This is a genomic window from Streptomyces sp. NPDC005774 (genome assembly GCF_042871645.1).
In the GTDB taxonomy this organism is placed as follows: domain Bacteria; phylum Actinomycetota; class Actinomycetes; order Streptomycetales; family Streptomycetaceae; genus Streptomyces; species Streptomyces pratens.
The window spans coordinates 1-7,067 of sequence record NZ_JBIAIV010000075.1 but is presented as its reverse complement, the minus strand read 5'-3'; the positions used below and the strand labels follow the sequence as shown (position 1 = coordinate 7,067).

The window sequence follows — 7,067 nt, the reverse complement described above, 5'->3', positions numbered from 1 at the left end:
CGGCCCGGGGCGGGGGGCGGGGGGGGGGGGGGGGGGGCGGCGGCGCGCGCCCCCCCCCCCCCCCCCCCCCCCCCCCCCCCCCCCCCCCCCCCCCCCCCCCCCCCCGCCGTGTTCCCGCCCGCCGTCACCTGGGGCGTGAGTGACCTTCCGCGGGCCGTCGGGGAGCGACGCCCACGCCGCTGGGAGATCCTCCTGCCGAGGAGCTCGGGAGAGTGCGTGCCGGGCCCCGTGCCTCCGGCGTGATCGGCCGGACAGGCAGGGACGGCCGCCCCCGGTGCGCCCCTCCGCGCCCCCGACATTCGCCTCCAACCCGTCACGCGGGACGGTGAAAACGTCTCGCCCACCGATCGAACAGGCCGATGCAGGGGGACGAATCGGATCATGACCAGTGCATCGTTCTCCAGCACCCTCACCCTGCCCGCCTCCGTGTGCGACCAGGCCGCACAGCACCTGGAGCAGGCCGCCAAGCGGACCGTCGACGGGGCCGGGATCCCGTTGAAGGCGTTCCGCGCGGCGGCCGACAGCGACTACACCTTCTCCGTCGCCGTGGTGGAACAGGCCGCCGCCTGCCTGCTCGTCCTGGCCACCGAAACGGCCCAGACGGTACGGCCGTCGGCGCTGCGCGCCACCATCAGTGTCGCCCTGAGCCTGCGCGACGCCGCCCAGGCGGTGCGCCGGCCCGCGCTCACCACCCGGTTCTGGTGAGGCCCGCCGGACACGCCGGGCCCGTCCGGCACCGGACGGGCCCCGCGGAGCAGGGCATCAGAGGCGCTGCCACAGGGCCGGCGTGCCGACGGGCGCCCATGCGCTCTGGGCCTGGTGCGTCTGCAGGCACTGATAGCGAACCCCGTCGCGGGTCACCGTGACCCCGGCCGGGTAGACGCGGCCGGCGGCCCATGCGTCCTCGGCGCCCTCCTGCGGATCCGGTGTCGCGGTCTGCGCGAGCTCGGTGGTCAGGGTCAGGCCGAAGTCGGCGAGGATCGGGTTGACCGGCTGGTAGAACGTGGTCCCGCCGCGCGTGCAGTCACCGGAGCCGCCGGAGGTGACACCCTGCGCCTGGGAGCCCGTGACGTAGGGTCCGCCGGAGTCGCCGGGCTCGGCGCAGACCGTCGTCCGGGTCACTCCGTCGACCGTGCCCTCGGCGTAGCTGACGCTGGTGTCGTGCTGCTGGATGATCCCGCAGTGCCATCCGGTGGTCGAACCGGACCGGCACACCGACGCCCCGACGAGAGCCTCCACCGAGCCGGTGACCTGTACCTCCTGGCCGTCCTGCGCCTTGACACCCGGCGTGGCCGTCCAGGTGCCGTTGGTGCCCACCCACGCCATGTCCCTGCCGGGGAAGACGGAGTCCTGGAAGGTGCCCTGTGTGGTCCGATCGAAACCGGTGGTCGTGTCACCCCGGTCGCCGCAGTGACCTGCGGTGGCGAAGTCCTGCTGCGCCTCCTTGGTCACGGAGAAGCCGACCGAGCAGCGGGCGGTGTCATTGATGTAGTAGGCGTCGCCGCCGGTGATGTCCTGCAGCAGTCGCGGCCGGACCGTGGACACGAGGATGGCCACATCCTGGTCGTCGACCCCGGCGGCCCTGACGAAGGCGGCACCGGTCGACACCGTCCGCGCCTGCACCACGAGCCGGTTCGCCGGTACGTCCACGTACCACAGTGGGGTATCGGCGGTGTCGCGGGCGGCGGCCGCCGCGTCCAGCTTCTCCTTGGTGGCCCGGAGGCCGGCCAGCGAGCGGGTGACGACGACGGCCTTGGCGCCCTGGGCCTCGATGGCCGCCACGTCCTTGGAGTCGGTGGTCGCGACGTTGAGTTCCTCGGAGGCCGCCCCGCGCACCCAGGCGCCGGCGAACCGGTCGCCCAGGGCGTTGCGCAGGACACCCGCGCGGGTACCCGCTTCCGCCTCGTTGGCCGGCCGCGCGGCCGCCTGCGGCGAGGTCAGGCCCAGGTCACGCCGGAGTGCTCCGAGCATCGCAGCCGACGGGCGGTCGGCGCCGACGGTCCGGGCTGCGCCGGACGTGGTTCCCGCCGCCGGGTCCGGCTCGGCCGACACGGTGGAGGGGAGAGCTGCGAGGACGAGCGCGCCGAGCGCGGCCAGGGCCGCCCGTCGTGCGGGCCGGCCATGTCTGTGGACCATGCGGTGATCTCCTTCGTCGTGGGGTGAAGCTGCCGCAGAGCCTCAGGTCTTGCCCATGACGCCCGTTGCGATGTCATCGGTGACCCGCTTTCGCGCTTTGGTGACGCGCACGGGCGCCAAGTGCAGTACTGCGGACGAGGCCGGTGGCGATGGCCGGCTCCGCGTACGTTCTGCGCGCGTACTGCTTGCGCGTGGCACGTCCTGCGCCGGCCGTGGCCGCCCTCCCGCAGGGGCCCCCGCCCACCTCGCACACCTCGCCCGGACCGCGCTGCCGGCGTTCGCCCTCGCCCGCGGCGACACCGGCCGTCCACCGCCGCACCTCGGGGCGGTGTTCGCCACCGACGCCGTGCGCGCCGTGCTCCGTACACCGGCAACGGTGTACGGCAGGCCGCGTGGGAGCGATGGCCCGGGCCCGGCAGCGCGCTCGACCGGGTGCTCCGACCGAGGGCCGGGGACCGCCGACATGTCTGGGCGGCCCATGTGCCCGGCGCGGCCTGACGGCCCGGCGTCACACGGTGCGGCCCGAGGGCGGCCGTGGCCCCGAAGCTTTCCGGACCCCGGACGGGACCGTTCGGCCCATGCGCCGGGCGGCCGGATGACGCACCCTGGAGAGGTGGCGCGCGAGGAGGTGACGACCCATGGGGAGGACCCGTGGTGCGCGGCCCCGCAGGGTGTGGCTCTGGCGCTGGCGGAGCAGCCCGCTGCGCCGCCGCAGTGACGTGATCGAAGCCTGGCTGCTGCTCGTCGTCCTCGTCCTCACCCTGTTCGCCGGGGCGCTCACCGGCCTGGCGGCGGCGGGGGCGGTGGACCGGTCCCTGGCGGAGCGCCGCGCGGAGTCCCGTGCCGTCCCCGCCGTACTGGCCGAGAACGCGGCCGACGTGCTGCACTCGCCGGTGACCGAGGACGGCAGTGGGGACGGCCGAGCATGGGTGAAGGTGCGGTGGACGGCTCCCGACGGCACCGGCCGCACGGGCCGGACCGAGGCCGGCCCCGGGGACAAGGCGGGCAGCGTGGTCACCGTGTGGACGGATGACGCGGGGCGCCTGGTCCCCGAGCCGCCCGGTGGAGCGGACGCGCGGTTCCAGACCGTCATGGCCGGTCTCACGGTCGCCGCCGCCACCGGGGGGATGGTCGTGATCGGCGGATGGCTCGTCCGGTCCCGGATACGGCAACGGCGCTCGGAGGAGTGGGAGGCCGAGTGGCGGCAGGTCGAACCGTCGTGGCGAAGGCGGATGAGGGGTTGACCGGCTGACGGACCGGCCACCGGTGCCTTGACCGCCGGCGCCCTGACCACCGGCGGTCGGCCGGACCGCACGAGCCGCCCGGGTGCTGCCATCTTTGCCGTTCACTGCCTAGCCGATCTGCGCAATTGCTAAATTTAGCAATTGCGTACATGCTTGAATGTGTATCCGTTGTCGTGGGCCACCGAGGCTCGCGCCGTCACTGCGCGACGGCGTGTCGTGGCCGCCGGGAAGTCGAGGAGTTGTGTCAGTACCGCTGTTGCTCGCCGGAGCCCGGTCCCGCATCACGTCACTGCTGCCCGGCCGGGACGACCTCGGCCAGATGCGTCGCAACCCGCGCCGGGACCTGCTCGCCGGTCTGACCGTCGCCGTCGTCGCCCTGCCCCTAGCACTCGGCTTCGGAGTCTCCTCCGGGCTCGGCGCGGAGGCCGGGCTGGCCACCGCTGTGATCGCCGGTGCGCTGGCGGCCGTGTTCGGCGGCTCCAACCTCCAGGTCTCCGGACCGACCGGCGCGATGACGGTGGTACTGGTGCCCATCGTCGCCGACCACGGCCCGTCGGGCGTGCTCACCGTCGGGCTGATGGCAGGCGCCATCCTGGTGGCGCTGGCGCTGCTGCGGGCCGGCGGCAGCATGCGGTACGTGCCCGCGCCCGTGGTGGAGGGCTTCACACTCGGTATCGCGTGCGTGATCGGACTGCAGCAGATCCCGAACGCCCTCGGCGTACCCGCCCCCGAGGGCGAACGGGTCCTGGTAGTGGCCTGGCGGGCGTTCGAGGAATTCGCCCGCACCCCCGACTGGACCGCCGTCGCGCTGGCGCTCTCGGTGGCCGCCGTGATGTTGCTCGGGGCGCGCTGGAGGCCCACCGTGCCCTTCTCCATCCTCGCCGTGATCGCGGCCACACTCGTGGTGCAGATCGGCGGCCTGGACGGGGTGCGGCCCATCGGCGAACTGCCCTCCGGCCTGCCCGCCCCCTCACTCGCCTTCGTCGACGTCGGCGCCCTCTCCGAACTGGTCGCGCCCGCCGTGGCCGTGGCGGCTCTGGCCGCACTGGAGTCGCTGCTGTCCGCCTCCGTCGCCGACGGCATGACCGTCGGACAGAGGCACGACGCGGATCGCGAACTGTTCGGACAGGGCGTGGCGAACCTGGCCGCGCCGCTGTTCGGTGGCGTCCCCGCGACCGGCGCGATCGCCCGCACCGCGGTCAACGTCCGCACCGGAGCAACCTCACGGCTGGCCTCGCTCGCCCACGCCGCGGTCCTCGCCGCGATCGTTTTCGCGGCAGCCCCGCTGGTGTCGAAGATCCCGCTCGCCGCTCTGGCGGGCGTCCTGCTGGCCACCGCGGTCCGGATGGTCGAGGTCGGCTCGCTGCGCGCAATGGCCCGCGCCACCCGTTCCGACGCGCTGATCCTCGTGCTGACGGCCGTCGCCACCCTCGTCCTCGATCTCGTCCTCGCCGTGATCATCGGCCTGGCCGTCGCGGGCCTCCTCGCGCTGCGAGCCGTCGCCCGGCAGGCGCGGCTCGCACCGCTGGCGCTGGACCGGGGCGACCACACCGAGGAGGAGCACGAGCTGCTCGCCGAACACATCGTCGCCTACCGCCTCGACGGTCCGCTGTTCTTCGCCGCCGCCCACCGCTTCCTGCTGGAACTGACCGAACTCGCCGACGTACGCGTCGTCATCCTGCGCCTGTCGCACGTGAGCGTCGTCGACGCCACCGGCGCTCTCGTGCTCAAGGACGCGGTGACGAAGCTGAGGCGGCGCGGCATCGCCGTCATGGTCTCCGGTATCCGTCCCGGTCATCGGCAGGTCCTCGACTCCGTCGGGGCCCTCGGCCTGCTGCGGCACGAGGGCCGGGAGTACGCCACGACCCCCGAGGCGATCAATGCGGCCCGCGAGCACCTGCGACTCACCGGCGTCCTGCCCGCGGCCCGGGCCCCGCGGTCGGCACCCCTGCCCGTCCGGGAGGCACCGTGACCCGCGTGCAGCCCGTTCCCCCTCCGCGCCACGGACGGAGCCCATCGCGCGGGGAAGCAACGATGACGTCGGCGTACCGCCCACCGTCACGTGCTCACCCTCCCCACAGAACCGTCCACCGTCCCTTCGCCCGCGAGACCGCCGAGCAGCTCCGGGCCGGACAGGGGAGCGGCGAACACCACCCCGTGGCCGGCCCGCGTCGCTCACCGGGCGCCCTGCCACCGCCGTCGGACCGGTGGCACGGCGGTAGCCCGCGGCGACTTCGACGGCCGAGGAAAGAGCGTCCGGACCACCCTGTGATCCCCGAGGGTGCGACCACCGGACATCAACGATGTACGAAGTTGCTAATGTCGGAAAACGTCGAGGTCGGGTGCCGACGACGTACAGGCGAGGCGATGGACCGGGGCCCGGTGCCGGGCCGGCGCCGGGAAGGGGACGGCACGATGACCACGCCGCTTTACCAGCTGAAGGCCGAGTTCTTCAAAACCCTGGGGCATCCCGCCCGTATCCGGGTCCTGGAACTCCTCAGTGAGCGTGAGTACGCGGTTGCGGAGATGCTGCCCCAGGTGGGCATCGAACCGGCACATCTCTCCCAGCAGTTGGCGGTGTTGCGGCGGGCGAACCTCGTGGTCAGCCGCAAGGAGGGCTCGACCGTCCACTACTCGCTGACCAGCCCCCACGTGGCGGAACTGCTCCGCGTGGCACGCACCATCCTGTCCGGTGTCCTGGCCGGCCAGGCCGAACTGCTCGCTGGCCTCAGGGACGAGACGAGCCCGCTCCCGTAGCGAGGGCCGCATTCCGCGCGGCCGGCCCGCGTCAGTTCGCCGGGGCCGTCTCCGCGCGCCGGCAGTGCAGGAAGAGCTGGGGTTCAGGCGTGGCGTCGGGGTGGGCCGGGGTGAACATCACGCTCTCCTCGGACAGCACCGTCAGCCCCGCATCCCGCACCAGGCCGATCACGTCCTGGGCGGCGAAGCTGGTGACCCGCACGTTCTGCCCCATGAAGACACCGTCGAAGCCCTCCACGTCCAGGGGCACGGTCGCCAGTGCGAACAGGCCCCCCGGCCGCAGCACCCGGGTCAGTCGGCGCAGCAGGCCGCCCTGCTCCGCACGGGACATCTGGAGCAGGGCGAAGTACAGACAGACGGCGTCGAACGAGCCGTCCTCGATCGGCATTTCTCGGATGTCTCCGCAACGGAACTCGGCGTCGGGCACCTGCCGGGACGCGATCTCCACCATTACCGGTGACACGTCGACCCCCAGCACCCGGTGACCCGCCGCGGCCAGCGTGGCGGCCGTGGGCCGGCCCGTCCCACTGCCCACGTCCAGTACCCGGCCGGCGGGCGGGAGCCGTTCCAGCAGCCACTCCAGGGAGGCCCGGTGCGCCCCGGAGGCGGCGAACGCCCTCTCGTAGTCGCTGCCCAGCGCGTCGAACACCGACGCTGCCGGTGACCCGCGATTCCCGTCGACCAAGACGCACCCCGTCTCCGTGTACCGATGCCGCGCATCGTGCCATTCCCGGCGGGCCCTCACAACGGTTCGCCGCTCCTTACGGCGCGTCGGACCGGCTTGCGGGAGTGCCGGTCGGCACGGCAGGGTCGGGGGTGCCGACTCTGCCGATCATTCATCTGAGTCCTTTCGTGGAAACTCCCGCCTTCAGGAGGGGGAGGAAACGAAACTCCTGTGGAGCAGGACATCGAGCGGGGTTCCGCCGTCAA

General features: G+C 73.4%; 6 protein-coding genes. 4 read left to right on the top strand and 2 right to left on the bottom strand.

Features of this window, described 5'->3' with window-relative positions; translation table 11 throughout:
• Positions 1 to 381 precede the first annotated feature (381 nt).
• Positions 382 to 705, top strand: coding sequence for a hypothetical protein (locus ACFYQA_RS36405; protein ID WP_388927432.1), 324 nt, complete (start codon positions 382 to 384; stop codon positions 703 to 705).
• 57 nt (positions 706 to 762) lie between these two features.
• Here the strand turns inward: ACFYQA_RS36405 and ACFYQA_RS36400 are convergent, their stop codons facing one another.
• Positions 763 to 2,136: an alpha-lytic protease prodomain-containing protein gene (locus tag ACFYQA_RS36400; RefSeq protein WP_388927429.1), complete on the bottom strand. Its 1,374-nt coding sequence runs from the start codon at positions 2,134 to 2,136 to the stop codon at positions 763 to 765.
• 638 nt (positions 2,137 to 2,774) lie between these two features.
• Between ACFYQA_RS36400 and ACFYQA_RS36395 the strand changes: the two genes are divergently transcribed.
• The 3 genes from ACFYQA_RS36395 (at position 2,775) to ACFYQA_RS36385 (ending at position 6,137) form a co-directional block, all read left to right on the top strand.
• Complete coding sequence (locus tag ACFYQA_RS36395) at positions 2,775 to 3,380, top strand: hypothetical protein (protein ID WP_388927426.1); 606 nt, start codon at positions 2,775 to 2,777, stop codon at positions 3,378 to 3,380.
• A gap of 319 nt (positions 3,381 to 3,699) precedes the next feature.
• The gene (locus ACFYQA_RS36390; protein WP_388927480.1) at positions 3,700 to 5,352 is read left to right on the top strand and encodes a SulP family inorganic anion transporter; all 1,653 of its coding nucleotides are present in this window, start codon (positions 3,700 to 3,702) and stop codon (positions 5,350 to 5,352) included.
• A 443-nt stretch (positions 5,353 to 5,795) separates the two neighbouring features.
• Positions 5,796 to 6,137, top strand: a complete 342-nt coding sequence (locus ACFYQA_RS36385; RefSeq protein WP_386401203.1) for an ArsR/SmtB family transcription factor — start codon at positions 5,796 to 5,798, stop codon at positions 6,135 to 6,137.
• A gap of 31 nt (positions 6,138 to 6,168) precedes the next feature.
• On the opposite strand, the gene ACFYQA_RS36380 is transcribed toward ACFYQA_RS36385, so the two are convergent.
• A complete protein-coding gene (locus ACFYQA_RS36380; RefSeq protein ID WP_388927422.1) occupies positions 6,169 to 6,822 on the bottom strand; it encodes a class I SAM-dependent methyltransferase in 654 nt (217 codons plus the stop codon).
• Positions 6,823 to 7,067 lie beyond the last annotated feature (245 nt).